At 66.6% G+C, this 1,181-nt stretch carries 1 protein-coding gene; it reads left to right on the forward strand.

Features of this window, described 5'->3' with window-relative positions; translation table 11 throughout:
- The coding region (frc, locus tag ACFZAU_RS41805) for a formyl-CoA transferase (RefSeq protein ID WP_500556606.1) at positions 1-1,181 on the forward strand (1,181 nt) is incomplete at both ends.

Raw genomic sequence — 1,181 nt, forward strand, 5'->3', positions numbered from 1 at the left:
GTTGTGACGAAGGCTTTGGAGGGTGTTCGTGTTCTGGACATGACGCATGTCCAGTCGGGTCCGTCGGCGACGCAGTTGCTGGCGTGGCTGGGTGCGGACGTGGTCAAGCTGGAGGCGCCCGGGGGTGACATCACGCGGCGTCAGCTGCGGGACGTGCCGGGGGTGGACAGTCTGTACTTCACGATGCTCAACGCGAACAAGCGGAGCATCACGCTGAACACCAAGACACCGCGCGGCCGGGAGATCCTGACCGAGCTGATCGCGCGCAGTGACGTGATGGTGGAGAACTTCGGGCCCGGCGCGATCGACCGGATGGGCTTCACCTGGGAACGGATCCAGGAGATCAACCCACGGATCGTGTACGCCTCGATCAAGGGCTTCGGCGAAGGCCCCTACACCGCCTTCAAGGCCTACGAGGTCGTCGCGCAGGCGATGGGCGGCTCGATGGCCACCACCGGCTTCGAAGGCGGCCCCCCGATGGCCACCGGCGCCCAGATCGGCGACTCCGGCACCGGCGTCCACGCCGTCGCCGGCATCCTGGCCGCCCTCTACCAGCGCACCCACACCGGACGCGGCCAACGCGTCCAGGTCGCCATGCAGCACGCCGTCCTCAACCTGTGCCGGGTCAAACTCCGCGACCAGCAACGCCTGGCCCACGGACCCCTGGCCGAATACCCCAACGAGGACTTCACCGACGAAGTCCCCCGCTCCGGCAACGCCTCCGGCGGCGGACAACCCGGCTGGGCCGTCAAATGCGCACCCGGCGGCCCCAACGACTACGTCTACGTCATCGTGCAGCCCGTCGGCTGGCAACCCCTGGCCCAGCTCATCGGCCACCCCGAACTCGCCGACGACCCCGAATGGGCCACCCCCGAAGCCCGGCTGCCGAAACTCGCCAAGATGTTCCAGCTCATCGAGGAATGGACCACCACCCTGCCCAAATGGCAGGTCCTCGAACAGCTCAACACCCACAACATCCCATGCGGGCCCATCCTCTCCACCAAGGAGATCATCGAAGACGAGAGCCTCAAGGCCAACGACATCGTCGTCGAGGTCCCCCACCCCGAACGCGGCACCTACACCACCGTCGGAAACCCCCTCAAACTCTCCGACTCACCCACCACCATCCACCGCTCACCCCTCCTCGGCGAACACAACCACGACATCTACACCGGCGAACT

Source organism: Streptomyces sp. NPDC008238, from assembly GCF_042956445.1.
Classification (GTDB): Bacteria; Actinomycetota; Actinomycetes; order Streptomycetales; family Streptomycetaceae; genus Actinacidiphila.